The following is a 23,678-nucleotide window of genomic DNA, read 5'->3' as shown; positions in this document are numbered from 1 at the left end:
AATTGCGAAAGCAGTTGGGGTTTTGTTTTGCGCGCTAGAAAAGTTGCCAGGGCAACTCCGGGCAGGTCCACGCTGTAACAGCCTCCCGACAATGTTAAGGTTCGGCCCTAACGTTTGTATTCTTCAAGGAAGCCCTTATGCCGGACGCGACGTCTCTCGGTACTGGTTTTATGGTGGTTCACGGTAACCGCCTGGACGAGTTGCGCAGCCTGGTGGTCAGCTGGATGCGGCGTTATCCGCTGGCCCCCCTGGAGAACGAAATCGCTCTGGTGCAGAGCAACGGCATTGCCCAGTGGCTGAAGCTGGCACTGGCCGAAGACCCTGAAGAGGATGACACGGGCGGCTGCGGCATCGCTGCCGCCATCGACGTTCAGTTGCCAGGCAGCTTCATGTGGCAGCTCTACCGAATGGTCCTGGGGCGGGAAGAGATCCCCGCCAATTCATTGCTCGACAAGGCACCACTCACCTGGCGCCTGATGCGCCTGCTCCCGCAGTTGATCAATCAACCGCACTTCGAGCCCCTGCAACGCTTCCTGACCAACGACACCGATTTGCGCAAGCGCTATCAATTGGCAGAGCGTCTCGCTGACCTGTTTGACCAATACCAGGTGTACCGCGCCGACTGGCTCGAAGACTGGGCCCAGGGCCGGCATCAACTGCGTAACGGCAGAGGTGAAACCAAACCTCTACCCCCGGCCAACTGCTGGCAGGCTGAGTTGTGGCGAGCGCTCTTGCTGGATGTCGGCGAGAAGGGCATGGCGCAGAGCCGTGCCGGCGTCCATCAGCGGTTTGTCGAACGCATCAACAGCCTCGACGTCGCCCCTGCAGGATTACCCTCCCGAGTGATCGTTTTCGGGATTTCCTCTCTGCCGGCTCAAGCCCTGGAAGCCCTGGCCGGACTGGCCCGATTCAGTCAGGTGCTGCTGTGCGTACACAACCCCTGCCGTCATCACTGGGCAGACATCGTCGCCGACAAAGACCTGCTGCGGCATCAATACAAACGACAGGCTCGCAAGAGCGGCATGCCCGTCGTGCTCGACCCGCAAAACCTGCACCAGCATGCCCATCCGCTACTGGCAGCCTGGGGCAAACAGGGGCGCGACTACATCAACCTGCTCGACAGCTACGATGATCCGAACAGCTATCGTTCGGCATTTCGCGACGGTCGCATCGACCTGTTCAGCGATGGCGAGCCACTGAACATGCTCAATCAGTTGCAGGACGACATCCTGGAACTGCGTCCCCTGAACGAAACCCGCGAGCGTTGGCCCGCCGTGGATCCACAGATAGATCAATCGATCCGTTTTCACATTGCCCACAGCGCTCAACGCGAAGTCGAAATCCTTCACGATCAGCTGCTCGCCCGCTTCAGCGCCGACCCAAACCTGCGTCCCCGGGACGTGATTGTCATGGTTCCGGACATCGACAGTTATGCACCGCACATCCGCGCAGTGTTCGGCCAACTCGATCGTCACGACCCGCGCTTCATCCCCTTCACCCTGGCCGACCAGGGACAGCGCGGACGCGATCCATTACTGATCGCGGTCGAGCACTTGCTCAAGCTGCCCGACAGTCGCTTCCCTGTCAGCGAGATCCTCGACCTGCTGGACGTGCCCTCACTGCGCGCACGCTTCGGCGTCGAAGAGCGCGACCTGCCGACGCTGCACCGCTGGATCGAAGGCGCCGGCATCCGTTGGGGCATGAATGCCGAACAGCGTGCCGGCCTCGGCCTGCCCGCTGCGCTGGAGCAGAACAGTTGGCGCTTTGGCCTGCGCCGCATGTTGCTCGGCTATGCGGTGGGCAACGCCGTTACCTGCGAAGGCATCGAGCCATACGACGAAATCGGTGGCCTGGACGCCGCGCTCATCGGGCCTTTGGTGGCGCTGCTGGACGCACTGGAGATCGCCCACCTAGAACTCACGCAACCGGCAACGCCCGCCCAGTGGAGCCTGCGCTTGCAGGCATTGATGGCGTTGTTTTTCCAGGCCACCAACGAACATGACGACTTCCTGCTGACACAACTGGAGGCGCTGCGAGAAACCTGGCTAGAGACCTGCGAGTCGGTCGGCCTGCAGGACCAACTGCCCCTGACCGTTGTCCGTGAAGCCTGGCTCGCCGGCCTCGATCAGGGGCGTTTGTCCCAGCGTTTCCTGGCCGGTGCGGTGAACTTTTGCACCCTGATGCCGATGCGCGCCATCCCCTTCAAGCTGGTGTGCCTGTTAGGCATGAACGACGGCGACTACCCCCGGGCACAACCGCCGCTGGATTTCGACCTCATGGGCAGCGACTACCGTCCGGGCGATCGGTCGCGGCGTGAAGATGACCGCTACCTGTTGCTCGAAGCCCTGTTGTCGGCGCGCGATCAGCTCTACATCAGTTGGGTCGGACGCAGCATTCGCGACAACAGCGAGCGACCTGCCTCGGTACTGATCGGCCAGCTTCGTGATCACCTGGCCGGTGGCTGGCGAGTGGACGGTGCAGAAAAGAACCTGCTTGAGGCACTGACCCAGGAACACCCACTGCAACCCTTTAGCGCCCGCTATTTCCATGAAGGCGACAAGCTGTTCAGCTACGCCAACGAATGGCAGGTGCTGCATCACGCCGTCGACCAAGCAGCCGATATCGAAATCCTCACTCCCCACGTTCAGGAGGAGCCGCTGAGCCTCGGCCAACTCCAGGATTTCCTGCGCAACCCGGTACGGCACTTCTTCAGCCAACGCTTGAAGGTCTTCTTCGAAGCCGCCGAAGTGCCCTTGGCGGACGAGGAGCCGTTCGTTCTCGACTCGTTGCAGCGCTACAGCCTCAGCGACAATCTACTCGAAGCCGCCCTGGCCGATTTGGACAACCACGATCAGGCGCTCGAGTCCCGGGCACGGCGCCTGCAAAACAGCGGCCTGCTGCCGATGGCGGGATTCGGCGAATACCTGCAGCGAGAACTGATCGAGCCGTTGCCGGACCTGCTGCAACGTTATCAACACCTTCTGGCGCTATGGCCCACTCCGTTGACCAGTGCGCTGCCGGTGAATCTGGAGTTGCATGGCCTGCAGGTCGAAGGCTGGATCAGTGGCCTGCACCAGCGCGCCGACGGTGGCCTGTTGTCCGTCACCACCATCCCCAACAAGATTGGTTCGATCAAGACACGCAAGTGGCATCGCCTGATCAAACCCTGGGTCAATCATCTGGTCGCGTGCGCCAGTGGCCTAGCCATGACTACCGCATTGGTGGCCAGTGATGACAGCCTCGTGCTTGCACCCATGGAAGCGCAATCGGCCCAGCGAATCCTGGGTGACCTGCTGCTGGCCTGGCAGTCCGGCATGCGCCAGCCGCTGCCGATCGCCGTCAAGACCGCCTTCGCCTGGCTCGGCCAGACCGAGCCGCACAAAGCCCAGGCCGCCGCGCGCAAAGCCTATGAAGGCGATGGGCAGAACACTGACGGTGAACGCCGCGAAAGCGTGGCACTGGCGCGGCAATTTGCCGATTACGATGCCCTGGTCGCCGACGAGAGCTTCGTCGATTGGTGCAACGCGCTCTACCGTCCATTACTTGAAGCCCCCTGGCATTCGATGTCCAGCGAGGAGGCGCGCCCATGACCCGCAAAACACCCCTGGCCCTGGCATTCCCGCTGCGCGGCAGCCAACTGATCGAGGCCAGTGCCGGCACCGGCAAGACCTTTACCATTTCCGCCCTGTACCTGCGCCTGGTACTCGGCCATGGCGCCGAGGCCAGTGGCTTCGGGCGCGAGTTGTTGCCTCCGCAGATCCTCGTGGTGACCTTCACCGACGCCGCCACCAAGGAACTGCGTGAACGTATCCGCACTCGTCTGGCCGAAGCCGCCCGTTATTTCCGTGATGAAACTCCTGCACCCGACGGCCTGATCGCCGAACTGCGCGAACAGTACCTGCCCGAGCAATGGCCCGGCTGTGCCAATCGTCTGGACATCGCCGCGCAGTGGATGGACGAAGCGGCGGTTTCGACCATTCACAGTTGGTGTCAGCGCATGTTGCGCGAACACGCCTTCGACAGCGGCAGCCTGTTCACCCAAACCCTGGAAACCGATCACAGCGATTTGCTCGGTGAAGTCCTGCGCGACTACTGGCGCCTGTTTTGCTACCCGATGCAAGGCGACGCGTTGACCTGGGTTCGCAGCAACTGGGGCGGACCGGCCGCCTTGTTGCCCCGGGTCCGCGGCTTGTTCGCCAGCGAGCGCGGCAATGTCGAAAGCCAGGCGCCTGCGCAGTTGATCATGGCGTCCTTGCAGGAGCGCCGTGCCAGGTTGCTGGAACTCAAGATGCCATGGCGTCAGTGGGCTGACGAGTTGCTCGCCATCTGCCGCGAGGGTGTCGCCAGCAAGAGCGTGCACGGTGCCAAGTTGCAGGCACGCTTCTTCGAACCCTGGTTCGAGAAGATCAAAGCCTGGGCCGAAGATGAGGTCCTTGAACAACTGGATATCGGGGGAGGTGCCAAGCGCCTGACGCCCGAGGGGATGGCCGAAGCCTGGAAGAACGGACCGGCGCCCGATCATCCGGGCCTGGATGCGATGCAAGCCCTCAAAGCCAGCCTTGATGCCCTGCCGACACCCGATGCCGCCGTCCTGCAACACGCCGCCCGTTGGGTCGGTACACGTTTCGAGGAAGAAAAACGTCGCCGGGCGGAAATGGGCTTCGACGACATGCTGTTGCGCCTCGACGCGGCGTTGCAGGCCGAGGGGGGCGAGCGTCTGGCCACCTTGATCCGCGAGCAATTCCCGGTCGCGCTGATCGACGAGTTCCAGGACACCGACCCGGTGCAGTACCGGATTTTCGAGAACATCTATCGCATTGAGGAGAACAATCCCGAAAGCGGCCTGTTCCTGATCGGCGACCCGAAGCAGGCGATCTACGCCTTCCGTGGTGCCGACATCTACACCTACCTGCGCGCCCGCCAGGCGACTGCCGGTCGCCTGCACACCTTGGGCACCAACTTCCGCTCCAGCCACGGCATGGTCAGCGCCGTGAACCATGTGTTCGAGCGAGCCGAGGTTCGCGAGGCCGGACGCGGTGCGTTCCTGTTTCGCCAAAGCAATGGCGATAACCCGGTGCCGTTCTCGCCGGTCGAGTCCCAGGGGCGCAAAGAGGTTCTGCAAATCGACGGCCAGCCCGTGCCCGCGCTGAATATCTGGCACCTGCCGGCCGAGCAGCCATTGTCCGGCACTGTATACCGGCAACAACTGGCCGCCGCCTGTGCCAGTGAGATCACTGCATTGCTCAATGGCGGCCAGCAAGGCCATGCGGTGTTCGTGCAGGACGGCAAGGTCCCCAAAGGCCTGCTGCCGGCCGACATTGCGATCCTGGTTCGCGACGGCAAGGAAGCACAGGTGGTGCGCGCCGAACTCTCCGCCCGAGGTGTGCGCAGCGTCTATCTGTCGGACAAGGATTCGGTGTTCGCCGCCCAGGAAGCCCACGACGTGCTGACCTGGCTCAAGGCCTGCGCCGAGCCGGATGTCGAGCGTCCCTTGCGCGCTGCCTTGGCCAGCATCACGCTGAACCTGTCGCTGGCCGAACTGGAGCGGCTCAACCAGGACGAAATGGCCTGGGAAGCACGGGTCATGCAGTTCCGCCGCTACCGCGAGATATGGCGCAAGCAAAGCGTGTTGCCGATGCTGCGATGCCTGCTGCACGACTTCCAGCTGCCCCAGGCCTTGATCGCACGCCACGACGGCGAGCGGGTGTTGACCAACCTGTTGCACCTGTGCGAATTGCTGCAACAGGCCGCCGCCGAACTGGACGGCGAGCAGGCGTTGATCCGTCATTTGTCCGAGCACCTGTCGCTGTCCGGTCAGGCGGGTGAAGAGCAGATTCTGCGTCTGGAAAGCGATGAGCAACTGGTCAAAGTGGTGACCATCCACAAGTCCAAGGGCCTCGAATATCCGCTGGTGTTCCTGCCATTCATTTGCTCGGCCAAGCCGGTCGATGGCAGCCGTTTGCCGCTGCATTACCACGACGCCAACGGCAAGGCTCAAGTGACGCTGAACCCGACTGCCGAGTTGATCGCCCTGGCCGACGACGAGCGACTGGCCGAAGATTTGCGCCTGTTGTACGTGGCCCTGACCCGTGCCCAACATGCCTGCTGGCTGGGGGTGACGGACCTCAAACGCGGCAATAACAACAGCTCGGTGCTGCACCTGTCGGCGCTGGGTTATCTGTTGGGCGGCGGCGCTGCCTTGTCCGAATCCCAGGCGCTCGAGCGCTGGTTGCGTGATCTGCAACAGGACTGCCCCGCGCTGGCTTACAGCCAGATGCCGGAAGCCTCCGCCGAGCACTACCATCCACCGCAGAACGACACGGCGTTGCGCGCGCCGCTGGTCCCGAAACGCAAGGCCAGCGAAAACTGGTGGATCGCCTCCTACAGCGCCTTGCGCCTGAGCGACATCCTCAGTGATGACAGCGATGAGGCGCCGGAAAGCCCGCAGGCGCAGAAGCTGTTCGACGACGAACGTCTCGACCCACATGCCCCTCGGGAGATGCTCGCCGGCGGTGCCGATATCCATCGATTCCCTCGGGGGCCGAACCCCGGCACTTTCCTGCACGGCTTGCTGGAATGGGCAGGCAACGAGGGTTTTTCCGCCGCGCCGCAAGCGGTGGAGGACGCCATCGCCCGGCGCTGCAATCGACGCGGCTGGGAAGGCTGGATCACCACCCTGAGCGACTGGCTGCAGCATCTGCTCAAATCACCGCTGCCGGTGGGTGTCGACCAGCCTCCGGTGGTTTTCGAGCAACTGTCTCAATATCAGGTCGAAATGGAGTTCTGGTTCGCCAGCCATAAAGTCGATGTGCTCAAGCTCGATGCACTGGTGCGTCAACACACCCACAATGGCGCCGCTCGCCTGGCCGCGGAGCCGGTGTTGCTCAACGGCATGTTCAAAGGCTTTATCGACCTGACCTTCGAACACGACGGTCGCTACTACGTCGCCGACTACAAATCCAACTGGCTGGGCACCGACGACGCGGCCTACACCGAGCAGGCCATGGAACAGTCGATCCTCGATAACCGCTACGACCTGCAATACGTGTTGTACCTGCTGGCCCTGCATCGCCAGCTCAAGGCCCGACTGGCTGACTACGACTACGACCGGCACGTCGGTGGCGCGTTGTACCTGTTCCTGCGCGGTACCCGCGCGCCCAGCCAGGGTGTGTACTTTGTCCGGCCACCCAGAGCACTCATCGAGCAACTGGATCGCCTGTTCCAGGGCAAGGCAGAACCGAAGGCCGAACCGGCATGGGTACAGGGAGAATTGCTATGAGCCGCACCTTCGCTGATTTGCTGCCGCAGTCGCTGACCGCCGACAGCCTGGCCGGCCTCGCGCCGCTGAGCCGCGCCGACGACTTGCTGCTGTTGCTGACCCGCTGGGTCGAGCGTGGCTGGCTGCGGGCGCTGGACAAGGCCTTCGTGGCTTTCCTCCATGAACTGGCCCCCGACGATGACCCACTGGTGTTGCTAGCCGCGGCCTTGACCAGCCATCAATTGGGCCACGGCCATGTCTGCCTGGACCTGTTCGAAACCTTGAAGGAGCCGGATTTCGCCCTGTCGCTGCCGCCGGAAGGCGATGTGCAGGGTGGCGTGATGCTGCTGCCGTCACAACTGCTGGAGGCGCTGGACGGCGCCCATTGGTGCAAGGTGCTGGCAGGCAGCAAACTGGTGGCGTTGGCGGCGGACTCAAGCGAAGCGGCGCAACAATGCCCCTTGGTGTTGTCGGGCAAACGCCTGTACCTGCGCCGTTACTGGGCTTACGAGCGGCGCATCGACCAATCATTGCGTCAACGCCTGGCGCAGAACGAAGCAACGCCAAGTGATCTCCCCCAGCGCCTGACCGGATTGTTCGGTGCGGCCAAACCCGGTGAAGTGATCGACTGGCAAAAACTCGCCTGCGCCCTCGCAACCCGCGGTGCCTTCAGCATCGTCACCGGGGGTCCGGGCACCGGCAAGACCACCACCGTCGTGCGTCTGCTGGCCTTGCTCCAGGCGCCGGCGGTCGAAGCGGGCCAGCCATTGCGCATCCGTCTGGCCGCGCCCACCGGTAAAGCGGCGGCGCGCCTGACCGAATCCATCAGTCAGCAGGTTCGTACGCTCAAAGTCAGTGACGACATCCGTAGCAAAATCCCGTCGGACGTCACCACCGTGCACCGTCTGCTGGGCAGCCGTCCAGGCACCCGCCATTTCCGCCACCACGCTGGCAACCGCTTGCCGCTGGATGTGCTGGTGGTGGACGAAGCCTCGATGATCGACCTGGAAATGATGGCCAACCTGCTCGATGCCCTGCCGGCCAATGCCCGTCTGATATTGCTCGGGGACAAGGACCAGTTGGCGTCCGTGGAGGCCGGTGCGGTGCTGGGGGACTTGTGCCGCGACGCGGAAGCCGGCTGGTACAGCCCACAGACGCGCCAGTGGCTGGAATCGGTCAGCGGCGAAAACCTGGCGGCCAGCGAGTTGCAGGAAGACACCCAGGGCCTGCATCCGCTGGCGCAGCAAGTGGTGATGTTGCGCCATTCGCGACGCTTCGGCGAAGGCAGCGGCATCGGTCAGTTGGCCCGTTGGGTCAACCAGCAGCAGCCCGAAGAGGCGCGCAAGTTGTTGGCGGCTCGCAGCCACGCCGACGTGTTCAATGTATCGCTCAAGAATGAACAGGATCGGTCCTTGGAACGCATGCTGCTGGAAGGGCACGCGCAAGGGCCGCAGGGGTATCGGCATTACTTGACGGTACTGCGCAACCAGCGACCGACCCTCGGCACCGCGCTGGAGGATTCGCGCTGGACCGAGTGGGCCCGGAGCGTCCTGCAAGCTTTCGATGCCTTTCAATTGTTGTGCGCGGTGCGCAAGGGGCCGTGGGGCGTGGAAGGGCTGAATCAGCGCATCACTGAGGCGCTGCTCAAGGCCCGGCTGATCGACAGCGACCAGCAATGGTACGAAGGTCGGCCAGTGCTGATGACCCGCAACGATTACGGCCTGGGCCTGATGAACGGCGACATCGGCATCGCCCTCAAACTTCCCGAACGTGACGGGCCGGAGGCGGGCAAGCAAGTGCTGCGCGTAGCCTTCCCGCGCAACGACGGACAGGGCGGGGTGCGTTTCGTGCTGCCGAGCCGGCTTAATGACGTCGAAACCGTGTACGCGATGACCGTGCATAAATCCCAGGGCTCGGAATTTGCGCATACCGCGCTGATCCTGCCCGATGCCTTGAATCCGGTGCTCACCAAGGAGCTGATCTACACCGGGATTACCCGGGCCAAGGACTGGTTCACGCTGATCGAGCCCCGTGCCGGCGTCTTCGAAGAGGCCGTGCGACGCAAGGTCAAACGCCTGAGCGGGTTGATGCTGGAGTTGAAGGAAGGCATCGATACCCCCGACTGAAAGGCACCCCTGTAGGAGCGAGCTCGCTCGCGATGGTCGTGAACGATAACGCCGGCAGCCGGCGCCCCGCGGTGTTTTGTCGTTCATCGCGAGCAAGCTCGCTCCTACAGGCCCGGTATCGCTGGCCTTGCACCGCTATGCTATCGTTGCGGCATCATTTGGTTACGATCGAAGAGAATCCCTGCATGAAGGTGGCTGTCAGGACGACAGGGCGTGTCATGGGTTGTGCACAGACACTGCTCGCCGGGCTTCTCTGTTTGTTGTCCGCCGGGGTTTTCGCTCAGGCGCAAACGCCGGTTGGCATCGCCGATCAGCGCGCCAGGTCGGTCACCGACACGGTACTCGGGATTCTCAGCTACGCCCGTTGGCCGGTTGAACCTGCACAACTTCGCCTGTGTGTGGTCGGCCCCACCGAGTACACCGACGACCTGCTCAAGGGCACCACCCAGGCCACGGGGCGGCCGGTCACCGTTCAACGCCTGCTGGCCGACAACCCCGCCATCACCACGGACTGCGACGCGCTGTACATCGGCAAATTGACCGACACAGAGCGCAATCGGCTGTTCACCTCGCTGACCGGCCGCCCGGTATTGAGCATCAGTGAAAGCGATGATCAATGCACCGTCGGCAGTCTGTTTTGCCTGCGGGTCAGCGATGACCAGGTCTCGTTTGAGGTCAACCTGGACTCCGTCGCCCGCAGCGGTGTGCGCATCCATCCGAGCGTGCTGCAATTGTCCCGTCGCAAAACGGCGGCGCCATGAAAATATCCAAACCGGGTAATCGTCCGACCTTGCGCTCGGTCATCGGCCGCGGTCACCTGACCGTCGCCCTGGTGGGGGTGATCATGGCCAGTGTTTCTCTGACCCTGCTGGGTATCCTGGCCCTGCGGGTGTATGCCGATCACAACCTGCACCTGATCGCACGCTCCATCGACTACACCGTGCAAGCCGCCGTGGTGTTCAACGACAAGGCCGCCGCCAACGAAGCGCTGGCATTGATCGCTTCCACCGAAGAAGTGGCCGATGCCCAGGTACTGAACGCCAAGGGGCAGTTGCTGGCGCGCTGGCAGCGACCGGAAACCGGGTTGTTCAGCGAGCTCGAAATGCAGCTGGCCAAACTCTTCCTGGCAGAGCCCATCAGCATGCCGATCCTTCATCAGGATCGGGAGATCGGCAGCATTCTGCTGACCGGCCACGGCGGCAGCCTGATGCGCTTTTTGCTCAGTGGCCTGGCGGGCATCGTGCTGTGCACGGCGATCAGCGCCTGGGTGGCGCTGTTCCTGGCGCGCCGGCAGCTGCGCGGCATCACCGGCCCCTTGCGCAGCCTGGCCGCGGTGGCCCACGCCGCACGCAGCGAGCGCGCCTTCGACCGGCGCGTGCCGGCCGCCGCCATCGCCGAACTCGACAACCTGGGCAATGACTTCAATGCCCTGCTCGATGAACTCGAATCCTGGCAAACCCACCTTCAAAACGAAAACCAGACCCTGGCCCACCAGGCCAGTCATGACAGCCTCACGGGGTTGCCGAACCGTGCGTTTTTCGAAGGTCGCCTGATGCGCGCGCTGCGCAACGCCAACAAACAGAATGAGCGGGTCGCGGTGCTGTTTCTCGACAGCGACCGCTTCAAGGAAATCAACGACAGCTTCGGCCACGCGGCCGGTGATGCGGTGCTGGTGTCCGTGGCCAATCGAGTCCGGGCGCAACTGCGTGAAGAAGATCTGGTGGCGCGCTTGGGCGGCGACGAATTCGCGGTGCTGCTGACCCCGCTGCACAAGACCGAAGACGCCGAACGGATCGCCGACAAGATCATCGCCAGCATGCAAGACCCCATCGAATTGCCGGGTGCCAACGAGGTGCTGACCTCGCTCAGCATCGGCATCGCCGTGTACCCCGATCACGGCGCCACGCCGGGCACCCTGCTCGATGCGGCCGACAGCGCCATGTATCAAGCCAAGCGCCTCGCCCGGGGCGCGCAACACACGGCAGGGTCGGAGCACCCTGTCGCCGACGTTTAACCCAGGAGCTGAATTTCCGTGTACTCACTCACCCAACGTTCGCTGCGATTGCTCACCCTCATGCTGGTCATGGCCGTGTTGACCCTGAGCGGTTGCCAAACGGTGCCACAAAAAGGCCTGACCCCGGCGCAGATCGCCGTCCTCAAACAGCAAGGATTCGAGCTGACCGACGAAGGCTGGGCTTTCGGCCTGTCCGGCAAAGTGCTGTTCGGCAGCGACGTCGATAGCCTGAACGCGCAGAGCAGCGAAATCGTGCAGCGCATCGGCAAGTCGCTGCTGGGTGTCGGCATCGATCGGGTGAGGGTCGATGGCCACACCGATGCCTCGGGCAAAGAGGCCTATAACGAACAACTCTCTGTGCGCCGCGCCAAAAGCGTCGCCAGCGTCCTCGCCTCTGTCGGCATGAAACAGGACAACATCCAGCTGCGTGGCCTGGGCAGCAGCAAACCCGTGGCCTCCAACGACACCGCGTCAGGACGCACCGAAAACCGCCGGGTCGCGATTGTAGTCAGTGCCGATTAATCGGCGAACAGCATCTCCCGAGACTCACCCATCAGCAGGCCCTGATTCTGTTCTGTGACTGAGCGGATGTAATCCCACAACAGGGTGATCCGCTTGAGCTTCCTCAAATCCTCCCGGCAGTACATCCAGAACTGCCGAGTAATGTTGATCTCCTCCGGCAGCACCGGCAGCAAGCGCGGATCCTGAGCCGCGAGGAAGCAGGGCAGAATCGCCAGTGACCTCCCTTGCTGCGCCGCCACGAACTGCGCGATCACGCTGGTGCTGCGCAGGTTGGCGCTGGCGCCGGGCAGGACGTTGGCCAGGTACAGCAGCTCCGAGCTGAAGGCCAGGTCATCCACGTAACTGATGAATGAATGTTTGCCCAGATCGGCCGGGCGGCGGATGGCCGGGTGTCTGTCGAGGTAGTCCTGGGTCGCGTACAGCTGCAGGCGGTAATCGCAGAGTTTGCAGCAGACGTACGGGCCGTGCTCCGGCCGTTCCAGGGCGATGACGATGTCGGCTTCGCGTTTGGACAGGCTGATGAAGTGCGGCAGGGGCAGGATGTCCACCGAGATGGCGGGGTAGGCGTCGACGAAGTGGCTCAATTGCGGGGTGATGAAGAAGCTGCCGAAGCCTTCGGTGCAGCCCATGCGCACATGCCCCGACAACGCCACGCCGGAGCCCGACACCTGTTCGCAGGCCATGTGCAGCGTGCTTTCGATGGACTCGGCGTAGCCCAGCAATCGCTGGCCTTCGGCGGTCAGGACGAAGCCGCTGGTCCGGGACTTCTCGAACAGCAGTGTGCCCAATGAAGCTTCCAGCGAACTGATGCGTCGCGACACGGTGGTGTAGTCGACCGCCAGGCGCTTGGCCGCGGTGCTGGCCTTGCGGGTCCTGGCCACTTCGAGGAAAAACTTGAGGTCGTCCCAGTTCAGCGAGCCTAACGACGTGATGTTTTTTTGCATGTTGGACCGGCTTTTATGTGCGTTCTTGTTAGATGTTTGCACATCTATACTCCAAAAACAGCCCGAAACCCATCGCGGCACACGCCTCATCTCAGGGCGAGCTTTTCGCCTTGGCTCCTTCCGATAAAAACAATGTCCGGAGACCCACATGAATGCTTCGCTCACGCCTAACGAAACCCTCAGCGATACACAGGCAGGTGTCCAAAAGGTCAAGCTGCTGATCGACGGGGAGTGGGTCGAATCCAAGACCACCGAATGGCACGACATCGTCAACCCGGCGACCCAGCAAGTGCTGGCCAAAGTGCCGTTCGCCACTGCCGAAGAAGTCGACGCCGCGATCAGCGCCGCCCATCGCGCTTTCCAGACCTGGAAGCTGACCCCGATCGGCGCGCGGATGCGCATCATGCTCAAGCTCCAGGCGTTGATTCGCGAGCACTCCAAACGCATCGCCGCGGTGCTCAGCGCCGAGCAGGGCAAGACCCTTGCCGACGCCGAGGGCGACATTTTCCGTGGCCTGGAAGTGGTCGAGCACGCCTGCTCCATCGGCACCCTGCAAATGGGCGAGTTCGCTGAAAACGTTGCCGGCGGTGTCGACACTTACACCCTGCGCCAGCCAATCGGCGTGTGCGCCGGCATCACCCCGTTCAACTTCCCGGCGATGATCCCGCTGTGGATGTTCCCGATGGCCATTGCCTGCGGCAACACCTTCGTCCTCAAGCCGTCCGAACAGGACCCGATGTCAACCATGCTGCTGGTGGAACTGGCGATTGAAGCGGGCATTCCGGCCGGTGTGCTGAACGTCGTGCACGGTGGCAAGGACGTGGTGGACGGGCTCTGCACCCACAAAGACATCAAGGCCGTTTCCTTCGTTGGCTCGACCGCCGTCGGTACTCACGTCTACGACCTGGCCGGCAAACACGGCAAGCGCGTGCAATCGATGATGGGCGCGAAGAACCACGCCGTGGTACTGCCCGATGCCAACCGTGAACAGGCGCTCAATGCCCTGGTCGGTGCCGGTTTCGGCGCGGCCGGTCAGCGCTGCATGGCGACCTCTGTCGTCGTGCTGGTCGGCGCGGCCAAGCAGTGGCTGCCAGACCTCAAGGCGCTGGCGCAGAAACTCAAAGTGAACGCCGGTAGCGAGCCGGGCACTGACGTAGGCCCGGTGATCTCGAAAAAAGCCAAGGCGCGGATTCTCGATCTGATCGAAAGCGGTATCAAGGAAGGCGCCAAGCTGGAACTCGACGGTCGCCAGATCAGTGTTCCAGGTTACGAGAACGGCAACTTTGTCGGCCCGACCCTGTTCTCGGGCGTGACCACCGACATGCAGATCTACACCCAGGAAATCTTCGGCCCGGTGCTGGTGGTGCTGGAAGTCGACACCCTCGATCAGGCCATCGCCCTGGTCAATGCCAACCCGTTCGGCAACGGCACGGGCCTGTTCACCCAGAGCGGTGCGGCGGCGCGTAAATTCCAGACCGAAATCGACGTCGGCCAGGTCGGCATCAACATCCCGATTCCGGTGCCGGTCCCGTTCTTCAGCTTCACCGGTTCCCGTGGTTCCAAACTCGGCGACCTCGGCCCGTACGGCAAGCAAGTGGTGCAGTTCTACACTCAGACCAAGACCGTCACCAGTCGCTGGTTCGACGATGACAGCGTCAACGACGGTGTGAACACCACCATCAACTTGCGTTAAGGAGCCGGACATGAAAATCGCTTTTATCGGTCTGGGCAACATGGGCGCGCCGATGGCGCGCAACCTGATCAAGGCCGGCCATTCGCTGAATCTGGTGGACCTGAACAAAGACGTACTGGCGGAACTCGAGCAACTGGGCGGCAGCATCAGCGCCTCGGCTCGGGAAGCGGCCCAGGGCGCGGAGCTGGTGATCACCATGCTGCCGGCCGCCGTGCATGTGCGCAGTGTCTGGCTGGGTGAGAACGGCGTGCTGGCCGGGATCGGCAAAGGCGTGCCTGCCGTGGATTGCAGCACCATCGATCCGCAGACCGCCCGTGACGTGGCCGCCGCTGCGGCCAAACAAGGCGTGGCGATGGCCGACGCACCGGTCTCCGGTGGCACTGGCGGGGCGGCGGCAGGCACGCTGACGTTCATGGTTGGTGCCACGGCAGAACTGTTTGCCACCCTGCAACCGGTGCTGGCGCAGATGGGCCGCAACATCGTCCATTGCGGCGAAGTCGGGACCGGGCAAATCGCCAAGATCTGCAACAACCTGCTGCTGGGGATTTCCATGGTCGGCGTCAGCGAGGCCATGGCCTTGGGCGATGCCCTGGGTATCGACACCAAGGTGCTGGCGGGCATCATCAACAGCTCGACCGGGCGTTGCTGGAGTTCGGAGATGTACAACCCGTGGCCGGGCATCGTCGAAACGGCGCCGGCGTCGCGCGGCTACACCGGTGGGTTCGGTGCCGAATTGATGCTCAAGGATCTGGGGCTGGCGACTGAAGCGGCGCGCCAGGCCCATCAGCCGGTAGTGCTCGGCGCAGTGGCCCAGCAGTTGTATCAGGCAATGAGTTTGCGCGGGGAAGGTGGCAGCGATTTCTCGGCGATCATCAACGGCTATCGCAAGCCGCAATGAACCCATGTGGGAGCGGGCTCGCTCGCGAAGACGGAGTGTCAGTCAACCTCAACGTTGGCTGAGCCACCGCTTTCGCGAGCAAGCCCGCTCCCACAGGTACTGCATGTACGTATCGGCATTTACCGGGACATCACGTCGAGTGATCCCCCGGTTTTTTTATGTCAGGCAAAAACGAAATACTTGCGCACCGTTTCCACCACTTCCCAAGTGCCTTTCATGCCCGGTTCGATGACGAAAATATCACCGGCACGCAGGTGGATCGGCTCCTTACCTTCCGGGGTGATGATGCAGTAGCCCTCGCGGAAATCGCAGTATTCCCACTTCACGTATTCCACGTACCACTTGCCCGGCGTGCAGATCCAGGTGCCCATGATCTTGCTGCCGTCTTCGCTGGTGTAGGCGTTGAGGTTGACGGTGTGCGGGTCGCCTTCGAGTTTTTCCCATTTGCAGGCATCGAGCACGGGCAGCGGGTGAGTGTCGCGAAGAACGGTAATCGGTGCGTTTGCGGTCATGATGACTCCGGGCCAGGCAAAGAACAGAAGGCGCATCCTGACGGGCTTGGGCCGATCCGAGTTGTCTGTACTCGACATCGATGTGTCCATAAACGCGCGGCCATGTCCTCGACGCCATGAAAAACGCCCCGGTATTCATCGAATGCCGGGGCGTTTTTTATGACAGCTTACTGAGTCACGGGCAGCTTGGGATGGCGTGCCATGCGAATCCGATAGCAACCGTAGATCAGCAACACCCACACCGGCATGGCGTACACCGAGGCGCGCACCGGCGGAATCATCCAGATGACGCAGATGATCACGGCCATGAAGGCCAGGCACAGGTAGTTGGTGTACGGCGACCAGAAGGCTTTGAAGCCTGGCTTGATACCGCGCTGGACCATGGCCTTGCGGAATTTCAGGTGCGTGAGGCTGATCAACGCCCAGTTGATCATCAGGGACGCGACCACCAGGGCGAACAGCAACTCCAGGGCTTCGTGGGGTGCAACGTAATTGACCACCACGGCGAGCATGGTGATCAGCGCCGAGACGCCCAAGGCCAGCAAGGGTACGCCTTGCTTGTTCAGCTTCATCAGCACTTTTGGCGCATCACCCTGTTCGGCCAGGCCGTAGAGCATGCGGCTGTTGCAGTAGACGCCGCTGTTGTAGACCGAGAGCGCGGCGGTCAGCACCACGAAGTTGAGGATCTGCGCGGCGGTGTCGCTGCCGATCAAGGCGAAAATCTGCACGAACGGGCTGCCGCTGTAGGCATCGCCCGAAGCGCCGAGGGTTTGCAGCAATTGGTCCCACGGGTACAGCGACAGCAGCACGGTGAGTGCGCCGACGTAGAAGATCAACACCCGGTACACCACCTGGTTGATCGCCTTGGGAATCACTTTGCGCGGCTCGCTGGCTTCAGCGGCGGTGATGCCGACCAGCTCCAGGCCACCGAAGGAGAACATGATGAAGGCCATCGCCATCAGCAGGCCGCTGTAGCCGTTGGGGAAGAAGCCGCCATGGTCCCAGAGGTTGCTCACCGATGCCTGCGGGCCACCGGTACCGCTGAACAGCATGTAGCAGCCCAGCACGATCATGCCGATGATGGCCACGACCTTGATGATCGCGAACCAGAATTCCATCTCGCCGAAGACTTTGACGTTCAGCGTGTTGATCAGGTTGACCAGCAGGAAGAACACCGCAGCGCTGACCCAGGTCGGTACCTGCGGCCACCAGAATTGAATGTATTTACCCACGGCCGTCAGTTCGGCCATGCCCACCAGCACATACAGCACCCAATAGTTCCAGCCGGACAGGAAACCGGCGAAGCCGCCCCAGTAGTTGTGGGCAAAGTGGCTGAAGGAACCGGCCACCGGTTCCTCGACAATCATTTCGCCGAGCTGGCGCATGATCAGGAAGGCGATGAACCCGGCGATCGCATAGCCCAGGATCATCGACGGTCCGGCGGACTTGAGCACGCCGGCCGATCCCAGGAACAGCCCGGTACCAATGGCTCCCCCCAGGGCGATCAGTTGAATATGACGATTTTTCAACCCCCGCTTGAGCGTCCCCTGTTGCAAGATTTCATCCGCCATCTGTTTACCTTCTGGTTGTTGTGGCCAGGCCTTGTTTCAAAGGGCGAATATTACTCTCGGTCAACTCTTCGTCATACAGGCAGCTTGGCCAAACGCCGGTTTTCACGGATTTTCACTGCGGTTTACGGAACCTAGCGCTTCGAACAAGGCTCTGGCATAGCCGGGCAGATGATCGAACGAGCGCGCGCACAACAGCAGTTTTCGCTGAGCCCAGGGCTCTTTCAGCGCGACGCAGGTCAGCGGTTGATCACCCGACCCGCGCCGCAGGGCCGCCAGCGGCACGATCGCCAGCCCGGCGCCGTGGGCAACCATGCGCATCACCGCGTCAAAACCTTCGGCGCGGACGCGGATCTGCATGCGCAGACCGGTGTGCAAGGCCTGTTCCTCCAGGTACACCGCCAGAGCGCTGTTGGCGGTCAGGCCGACGTACTGATGCTGCAAGGTGTCGCTGAAGGTCGGGGGCTCGCCACTGGCCAGGGGGTGATCGGGCGGCATGATCAGCACCAGCGGATCGTCGCGAAAGGGCAGGGTGTCGAGGGTGTGGGTGTCTACGGCGTTGGAGACGATGCCCAGGTCCGCCGCCCCTTGGCGCAGCGCGTGGGTGATGCGAGCGCTGGGCAGTTCCTGCAGATCGATGTCGAGGTTGGGGTGCTGGCACAGGAAATCGGCGAGCAGCTCCGGCAGGTATTCGGTGAGCGCCGTGGTGTTGCTCAGCAAGCGAATCTGGCCTTTGACGCCCTTGGCGTATTCGGCCAGGTCCTGCTGCATGCGCTCGGCGTGTTGCAGCAGGGTGCGGGCGTGTTGGGCCAACGCTTTTCCCGCAGGCGTAGGCGTGACACCACGACGGCCGCGCTCGAGAAAATCAATGCCCAGCGAGGCTTCCATGGCGCGGATACGCGCACTGGCTGCCGCCAGGGACAGATGACTGCGGGCGGCGCCGGCGGTGATGTTGCCGGTGTCGAGGATATGCAGGTAGAGGCGCAGGTCGGTGAGGTCGAAGTGCATTGGCGGCCTTTGTCGATGCGGTGGCTGGGCGGGCCTCTTCGCGGGCAAGCCCGCTCCCACAGCATTTCGTGTCGTTCAACCATTATGTGAACGACACGACACCTGTGGGAGCGTGGCTTGCCCGCGAAGGCGTCAGTGGCCGTTGCCTGAGCTTGAGCCTGCTGTCCAGCAAGAGGCACCCTCAGTATATGGCAGATTTTCAATCGCTCGATTCCAGCTCACCATCACCCCATGAACACGCTAATCGACTTCTACCAAAACCTCGGCCTGGCCCTGTCTTTGCTGGTCATCGCCACTTTTCTGCTGGCCGGCACCATCAAAGGCGTGATCGGCCTCGGCCTGCCAACCCTGTCGATGGGCCTGCTCGGCCTGGCTATGGCGCCATCGCAGGCAGCGGCACTGTTGATCATCCCGGCGACGCTCACCAACGTCTGGCAACTGGCGTTCGGCGGTCACCTGCAAGGGCTGGTCAAACGCCTGTGGCCGATGCTGCTGGCCATCTTCATCGGCACCGGTGCGGGCACGCTGTGGATCGGCATGGCAGGCGGGCATTGGGTGGTGCGGGGCCTGGGCGCGGCGTTGTTGCTCTATGCATTGAGCGGGCTGCTGCTGCCACCCCTGCATGTCGATGGGCGCCAAGAGGGCTGGCTCGGTCCGCTGTGCGGCCTGCTGACCGGCATCATCACCTCGGCCACGGGCGTATTCGTGATCCCGGCGGTGCCCTACCTGCAAGCGCTGGGTTTGAACAAGGATGAACTGGTGCAGGCCCTGGGCCTGTCATTCACCGTCTCGACCCTGGCCCTGGCCGCAGGATTGTTATGGCGCGGAGCCCTCGGCGGCAGCGAATTGAGCGCCTCGCTGCTGGCGCTGATCCCGGCGGTATTGGGCATGTGGCTGGGGCAGTGGCTGCGCCAGCGGATCAGCGCGGTGTTGTTCAAGCGCGTGTTCTTCATTGGCCTGGGATTGCTCGGCGGCCATTTATTGATCAGCGGCTAGCGGAGGACGGGCTGAGCATCTCGATGGCACGGATCTCAAAGTCGCGCTCCAGGTATTCATCACGCTGTGCCAGAAATTGCTTCATGTGCGGCAGGTTCGAATGCACATCCAGATGCGCCTGGGACTGCCAGATCTCGAAGAAGATGAACAGGCTCGGGTCCTGTTTGTCGCGCAGCATGTGGTACTCGATGCAGCCGGGTTCGGCGCGGCTGGCTTCTACGTAGCCGCTGAAAAACGCTTCGAAGGCGTCGGATTTTTCCGGACGGGTCTTGGCGTGCAGGATGAAACCCTGGATGTCACTCATGAAAATCGCTCCTGTTGTCAGATTGGCCGCCAGTCTAAAGCAACAATAGGCTTTCGATTCGTGCGCGTAGGTCAAATGAGTTTTGCGAGATTGCCGCTTACTCCGCGCGAGGCGCATCGCTAAGGTGCCGCCATCCAATTTCTGACCTTCCCGAGATCCCCATGAAAAAAGTCCTGTTGCTCAATGGCGGCAAACAATTCGCGCATTCCGACGGCCGCTACAACACCACCCTGCATGAAGCCGCGTTGAGCGTGCTGGATCGCGGCGGCGTCGATGTGAAAACCACCTTCATTGACGGGGGTTACGACATTGCCGAGGAAGTGGCCAAGTTCCTGTGGGCCGACGTGGTCATCTACCAGATGCCCGGCTGGTGGATGGGCGCGCCGTGGACCGTGAAGAAGTACCTCGACGAAGTCTTCACCGAAGGTCATGGCAGCCTCTACGCCAGCGACGGCCGCACCCGTTCCGACTCGTCGCAGAAGTACGGCAGCGGTGGCCTGATTCACGGCAAGCAGTACATGCTGTCGCTGACCTGGAACGCACCGCAGCAAGCCTTCGACGACCCGACCGACTTCTTCGAAGGCAAGGGTGTGGACGCGGTGTACTTCCCGTTCCACAAGGCCAACGAGTTCCTGGGCATGACCGGCCTGCCGACCTTCCTCGCCGTCGACGTCATGAAACGCCCGGAAATCGAGGGCGATGTGGCGCGTTACGAGCGGCATTTGACCGAGGTGTTTGGCCTTAAGGCGTAACGCTCGGCTACTATCGAAAGCCTGAACCTGTGGCACTGATGCCTGTGTGATGGGGGGCTCTACTGTGGTGAGGGGATAAATCCCCTCACCACAAAAGCTCCCTCGCCACATTGGAAATTTTGCGCGGCCTAAGGCGCTATCGATAAGGAACCCACGTGAAAGCCAGATCCGACGAGTTGCAGATTTTCGTCTGCGTGATTGAATGCGGGTCGATTTCGGCGGCGGCCGAGCAGGTCGGGCAGACCCCGTCAGCGGTCAGCCGCACGTTGTCGCGGCTGGAGGCCAAGCTCGACACGACGCTGATCAACCGCACCACACGGCGCATGGACCTGACCGAGGAGGGCAAGTATTACTTCGAGCATGCCAAGCTGATTCTCGATCAGATGGACGAACTCGAAGAGCGCCTGTCCTCACGCCAACAAACACCCTCCGGGCGACTGCGCATCAACGCCGCATCGCCGTTCATGCTGCACGCCATCGTTCCCTACATCGACGAATTCCGCAGGCTCTATCCAGAGATCCAGCTTGAACTCAACAGCAACGACCTGATCATCGACCTGCTCGAACAAAGCACCGACATCGCCATCCGCATCGGCACTCTGGCCGATTCGACCCTGCACGCCCGTTCCCTGGGATGCAGCCCGCTGCACATTGTCGCCAGCCCTGCCTACCTGGAAAAGCACGGCACGCCGACCGCCGTCGCCGACCTGGCCGATCACACCCTGTTGGGCTTCACCCAGAACGAGGGCCTCAACCAGTGGCCGTTGCGGTACGTGCATGGCGATCGCTGGCCGATCCAGGCCTCGCTCAGCGCCTCCAGCGGCGAGACCATTCGCCACCTGGCCCTGCAAGGCCAGGGCATCGCCAGCCTGTCGCACTACATGACCATCGAAGACATTCGTGCCGGGCGCTTGAAAGTGCTGCTGGCGGAATTCAACAGCGGCTACCGCCAGCCGATCAACGCGGTGTACTACCGTAACTCGCAGCTGGCCCTGCGGATTCAGTGTTTCCTCGACTTCATCCAGGGAAAACTGGCGCTTTATGCCTCTGAGGATTTCAACGGCTGATTCGTGATCCCTGCGCAAGAGTGAATTGGGCCAGCGGGGATTTTTCGTCGCGCACCACTGCCGGATACTCGTGCCATCACTTATCCACGCAGGGAGTTTCCCCATGAACGTATTCGTTACCGGCGCTGCCGGTTTTATCGGCGGCTCGATCGCCTCTGGCCTGATCCAGGCCGGTCACCACGTCACGGGCCTGGTGCGCAATGCCGACCAGGCTGATGAACTCAAAGCCCTGGGCATCACCCCAGTGATCGGCACCCTCGACGACAGCGATCTGTTGGCCAAACAGGCTACGGCCGCCGACGCGGTGATCAACGCTGCCAGCAGCGACCATCGCGGCGCAGTAGAGGCCTTGCTCAACGCTTTGCGCGGCACAAACAAGGTCTTCCTGCACACCAGCGGTTCGAGCATCGTCGGCGATGCGTCCGGCGGCAAATCCAGCGACGTCATCTACGTCGAAGACAACCTGCCGGAACCGACCGTGGACAAGGCGGCCCGCGTGGCCATCGACAACCTGATCCTCGCCGCCGCGAAAGACGGGGTGAACTCGGCCGTCATCTGCAACACCCTGATCTACGGCCACAGCCTGGGCGTGCATCGCGACAGCGTGCAACTGCCGCGGCTGCTCAAACAGGCACGCAAAAGCGCCGTGGTGCGCCATGTCGGCAGCGGCCAGAACATCTGGTCCAACGTGCACATCGAAGACGTGGTGGCGCTGTACCTGCTGGCCCTGACCAAGAACGTCCCGGGCACCTTCTATTTCGTCGAGAGCGGCGAAGCGTCGTTCATCGACATGACCACCGCCATGGCCCAGGCGCTGAACCTGGGCAAACCACAAGACTGGCCGCTCAAGGACGCCGAAGCCGAATGGGGTTATGAAATGGCCAACTACGGCCTGGGCTCCAACAGCCGCGTTCGCGGCAAGCACGCGCGGGAACTGCTGGGGTGGGCACCCAAGCGTACGTCGGTGGTGGAGTGGATTCGCAACGAAATGGTGTGAGTTCGCTGTAGACGGCGTAATCGTTCATCGCGAGCAAGCCCGCTCCCACATTCGAGCGCATTCCTTCTCATGGAACGCGGTCGATTGTGGGAGCGGGCTTGCTCGCGAAGGCGTTTCCAGCAACCCGGCAACTGGCCGGGCCCTGCGCATTTCCGTACCATCCGCACATTCCTTTTCGCATCCCAACCTGCGGTCCCCCATGAAACCAAAACACCTGCGCGCCGATGTCCTGGCCGGCCTCACCACGTCTTTTGCTCTACTGCCCGAATGCATCGCTTTTGCACTGGTGGCGCATCTCAATCCGCTGATGGGGTTGTATGGCGCGTTCATCATTTGCACGTTGACGGCGTTGTTCGGCGGGCGGCCGGGGATGGTGTCCGGGGCGGCGGGGTCGATGGCGGTGGTGATCGTTGCGCTGGTGGTGCAGCACGGGGTGCAGTACCTGCTGGCGACCGTGTTGCTGGGCGGGTTGATCATGCTGGCGTTCGGTCTGCTCAAACTCGGCAAACTGGTGCGAATGGTGCCGCATCCGGTGATGCTCGGTTTCGTCAACGGCCTGGCGATCATCATTGCCCTGGCGCAGCTGGAGCATTTCAAGAATGGCGATAGCTGGCTGAGCGGCCCGCCGCTGTACATCATGATCGGGCTGGTGCTGGTGACGATGGCGATCGTCTATGTGCTGCCACGCCTGACCCGCACGGTGCCGCCGGCGCTGGTGGCGATCCTGGGCGTGGGGCTGGCGGTGTACCTGCTCGGCTTGCCGACCCGCACCCTCGGCGACATGGCACACATCGCCGGCGGCTTGCCGACGTTCGCCCTGCCGGACATTCCGTGGAACCTCGACACCCTGCGCATCATCGCGCCCTACGCGATCCTGATGGCGCTGGTGGGTCTGCTGGAAACCCTGCTGACCCTGAACCTCACCGACGAGATCACCGAAAGCCGTGGCTACCCGGACCGCGAGTGCGTGGCGCTGGGCGCGGCGAACATGGTGTCCGGCGTGTTCGGCGGCATGGGTG

The 23,678-nt window shown here is 62.5% G+C and carries 18 protein-coding genes; 13 read left to right on the top strand and 5 right to left on the bottom strand.

Going from position 1 to position 23,678, the window contains the following annotated elements; genetic code table 11:
• Positions 1-137: 137 nt before the first annotated feature.
• The 6 genes from recC to B0W55_RS22000 all read left to right on the top strand — a co-directional run bounded on the left by recC (position 138) and on the right by B0W55_RS22000 (position 11,920).
• On the top strand, positions 138-3,590 hold the full coding sequence (recC, locus tag B0W55_RS22025; RefSeq protein WP_077048022.1) for an exodeoxyribonuclease V subunit gamma: 3,453 nt from the start codon (positions 138-140) through the stop codon (positions 3,588-3,590).
• Positions 3,587-7,279, top strand: a complete 3,693-nt coding sequence (gene recB / locus B0W55_RS22020; RefSeq protein ID WP_077048021.1) for an exodeoxyribonuclease V subunit beta — start codon at positions 3,587-3,589, stop codon at positions 7,277-7,279. The genes recC and recB overlap by 4 nt, the downstream gene beginning before the upstream one ends.
• On the top strand, positions 7,276-9,384 hold the full coding sequence (recD, locus tag B0W55_RS22015) for an exodeoxyribonuclease V subunit alpha (protein WP_077048020.1): 2,109 nt from the start codon (positions 7,276-7,278) through the stop codon (positions 9,382-9,384). Before recB ends, recD begins: the two co-directional genes overlap by 4 nt.
• A 185-nt stretch (positions 9,385-9,569) precedes the next feature.
• On the top strand, positions 9,570-10,145 hold the full coding sequence (locus B0W55_RS22010) for a YfiR family protein (RefSeq protein WP_077048019.1): 576 nt from the start codon (positions 9,570-9,572) through the stop codon (positions 10,143-10,145).
• Complete coding sequence (locus B0W55_RS22005) at positions 10,142-11,398, top strand: diguanylate cyclase domain-containing protein (RefSeq protein ID WP_077048018.1); 1,257 nt, start codon at positions 10,142-10,144, stop codon at positions 11,396-11,398. The genes B0W55_RS22010 and B0W55_RS22005 overlap by 4 nt, the downstream gene beginning before the upstream one ends.
• A 60-nt stretch (positions 11,399-11,458) precedes the next feature.
• The gene (locus B0W55_RS22000) at positions 11,459-11,920 is read left to right on the top strand and encodes an OmpA family protein (RefSeq protein WP_077048023.1); all 462 of its coding nucleotides are present in this window, start codon (positions 11,459-11,461) and stop codon (positions 11,918-11,920) included.
• On the opposite strand, the gene B0W55_RS21995 is transcribed toward B0W55_RS22000, so the two are convergent.
• Positions 11,917-12,864 (bottom strand): LysR family transcriptional regulator, encoded by a 948-nt coding sequence (locus B0W55_RS21995; protein ID WP_077048017.1) that lies wholly within the window; start codon positions 12,862-12,864, stop codon positions 11,917-11,919. The genes B0W55_RS22000 and B0W55_RS21995 overlap by 4 nt on opposite strands.
• A gap of 148 nt (positions 12,865-13,012) precedes the next feature.
• On the opposite strand from B0W55_RS21995, the gene B0W55_RS21990 reads away from it, so the two are divergent.
• Complete coding sequence (locus B0W55_RS21990) at positions 13,013-14,557, top strand: CoA-acylating methylmalonate-semialdehyde dehydrogenase (protein ID WP_077048016.1); 1,545 nt, start codon at positions 13,013-13,015, stop codon at positions 14,555-14,557.
• Positions 14,558-14,567: 10 nt separating this feature from the next.
• Entirely contained in the window at positions 14,568-15,455 is an 888-nt protein-coding gene (gene mmsB, locus B0W55_RS21985; protein ID WP_077048015.1) for a 3-hydroxyisobutyrate dehydrogenase, read from the top strand.
• Between the two features lie 161 nt (positions 15,456-15,616).
• On the opposite strand, the gene B0W55_RS21980 is transcribed toward mmsB, so the two are convergent.
• The 3 genes from B0W55_RS21980 to B0W55_RS21970 all read right to left on the bottom strand — a co-directional run bounded on the left by B0W55_RS21980 (position 15,617) and on the right by B0W55_RS21970 (position 18,543).
• A complete protein-coding gene (locus tag B0W55_RS21980; protein WP_077048014.1) occupies positions 15,617-15,967 on the bottom strand; it encodes a cupin domain-containing protein in 351 nt (116 codons plus the stop codon).
• A 167-nt stretch (positions 15,968-16,134) separates the two neighbouring features.
• Positions 16,135-17,538, bottom strand: a complete 1,404-nt coding sequence (locus B0W55_RS21975; protein WP_077048013.1) for an amino acid permease — start codon at positions 17,536-17,538, stop codon at positions 16,135-16,137.
• Between the two features lie 102 nt (positions 17,539-17,640).
• Complete coding sequence (locus B0W55_RS21970; protein WP_077048012.1) at positions 17,641-18,543, bottom strand: LysR family transcriptional regulator; 903 nt, start codon at positions 18,541-18,543, stop codon at positions 17,641-17,643.
• Positions 18,544-18,774: 231 nt separating this feature from the next.
• On the opposite strand from B0W55_RS21970, the gene B0W55_RS21965 reads away from it, so the two are divergent.
• The gene (locus B0W55_RS21965; protein ID WP_077048011.1) at positions 18,775-19,539 is read left to right on the top strand and encodes a sulfite exporter TauE/SafE family protein; all 765 of its coding nucleotides are present in this window, start codon (positions 18,775-18,777) and stop codon (positions 19,537-19,539) included.
• Here B0W55_RS21965 and B0W55_RS21960 read toward each other — a convergent pair.
• Entirely contained in the window at positions 19,529-19,843 is a 315-nt protein-coding gene (locus tag B0W55_RS21960; RefSeq protein WP_077048010.1) for a putative quinol monooxygenase, read from the bottom strand. The two genes, B0W55_RS21965 and B0W55_RS21960, sit on opposite strands and share 11 nt — an antisense overlap.
• Positions 19,844-20,004: 161 nt before the next feature.
• Here B0W55_RS21960 and B0W55_RS21955 point away from each other — a divergent pair, with 161 nt between their 5' ends.
• From B0W55_RS21955 to B0W55_RS21940, 4 genes are all read left to right on the top strand, one after another.
• Positions 20,005-20,595: an NAD(P)H-dependent oxidoreductase gene (locus tag B0W55_RS21955; RefSeq protein WP_077048009.1), complete on the top strand. Its 591-nt coding sequence runs from the start codon at positions 20,005-20,007 to the stop codon at positions 20,593-20,595.
• A gap of 155 nt (positions 20,596-20,750) precedes the next feature.
• Positions 20,751-21,662 carry a LysR family transcriptional regulator gene (locus B0W55_RS21950; protein ID WP_077048008.1) on the top strand — a complete coding sequence of 304 codons (912 nt, stop codon included), beginning with the start codon at positions 20,751-20,753 and terminating at the stop codon, positions 21,660-21,662.
• A 103-nt stretch (positions 21,663-21,765) separates the two neighbouring features.
• Positions 21,766-22,659: an NAD-dependent epimerase/dehydratase family protein gene (locus B0W55_RS21945; RefSeq protein ID WP_077048007.1), complete on the top strand. Its 894-nt coding sequence runs from the start codon at positions 21,766-21,768 to the stop codon at positions 22,657-22,659.
• Between the two features lie 199 nt (positions 22,660-22,858).
• Positions 22,859-23,678, top strand: an 820-nt coding sequence (locus B0W55_RS21940) for a SulP family inorganic anion transporter (RefSeq protein WP_139340956.1), incomplete at its 3' end; no start/stop codon positions are given.

This window comes from Pseudomonas sp. KK4, assembly GCF_001984065.1.
In the GTDB taxonomy this organism is placed as follows: Bacteria; Pseudomonadota; Gammaproteobacteria; order Pseudomonadales; family Pseudomonadaceae; genus Aquipseudomonas.
The sequence above is the reverse complement of the archived record's forward strand: the minus strand, read 5'-3'. Positions and strand labels throughout refer to the sequence as shown.